At 35.8% G+C, this 1,020-nt stretch carries 1 protein-coding gene; it reads left to right on the top strand.

The window, feature by feature from the left end; genetic code table 11:
• A partial coding sequence (mobV, locus tag H2672_RS19110) for a MobV family relaxase (protein WP_186673994.1) occupies window positions 1–966 on the top strand: 966 nt, incomplete at its 5' end.
• Between the last annotated feature and the right edge of the window lie 54 nt (window positions 967–1,020).

The following is a 1,020-nucleotide window of genomic DNA, read 5'->3' as shown; positions in this document are numbered from 1 at the left end:
TCACTTTCTGTAGAAGAGCAAAAAAAATATTTTGAGAAGTCGCTTGAATTTATCCAGGAGCGATACGGCCAAAAAAATACACTCTATGCAGTTGTGCATCAAGACGAGGCGACACCTCATATGCACGTTGGCGTGATCCCAATTACAGAAGACAATCGTTTATCTGCAAAAGATATTTTTAACAAACAAGAATTAAGAGAACTCCAAGAAGAATTTCCGAAGCATTTACAAGAACATGATTTTGACATTGTGCGTGGTGAAAAAGGTTCTGAGAAAAAGCACTTGAGCTCACAGGAATATAAAGAAAAACAGGACTTGGAGAAAGAAATTCAGTTGCTAGATAAAGAAATTGATGGCAAGAAAAAAGAATTTATAAATTTGAGTGAAGCATTACCCCAAGAAAAATTAGATATTAAGGTTCGGAAAGAAATTAAAACTGAAGTAATACAAAAATTGTTTGGTGATGCTGAAGTCACTAAAAAAGAAACGGGTAATTATGTTTTAGCTCCCAAACAACTTAAAGAACTCACGGGATATGTAAATGCAGCACTCGCTGTGACAAAAGATTATGAGCGTCTGCAAAATACGGATCTCGTGAAGGAAAATAAAGCTTTAGAAGCTTCAAACGACTCTTTACATAGTTTGCTTATGAATTCTCGCGATAACTACACGAAATTGAGTGAAGAAAACCAAATCCTTATTTCTAGTAATAAGGATTTAAAGGCTCGTGTGGCTGATTTAACGCTTGAAATTAAGGCGACTTATCAAAGTGTAAAAGAATTTGTTAAGGAGCATACAAAGACCGTGAGGGACTTCAGAAGTGTCTTTAAGGATTTTGCGGATAAAATTATGGGGAAAACTTCAGAGATGCGTGAGAAGAACCAACTGGAGCCGAGAATATGTGAATTTGAAAATATTCACAAAAAAGAGGTCAGACGTGAGCGAGATAACGAATTGAGCAGATAAAAAAGAGCCCCCAAAGGCTCTTTTTTATCTGCTTTGGTTTTGTTTTCTTATTGA

Origin of the sequence: Sporosarcina sp. BP05, from assembly GCF_014282005.1 — a bacterium.
In the GTDB taxonomy this organism is placed as follows: Bacteria; Bacillota; Bacilli; order Bacillales_A; family Planococcaceae; genus Sporosarcina.
The sequence above is the reverse complement of the archived record's forward strand: the minus strand, read 5'-3'. Positions and strand labels throughout refer to the sequence as shown.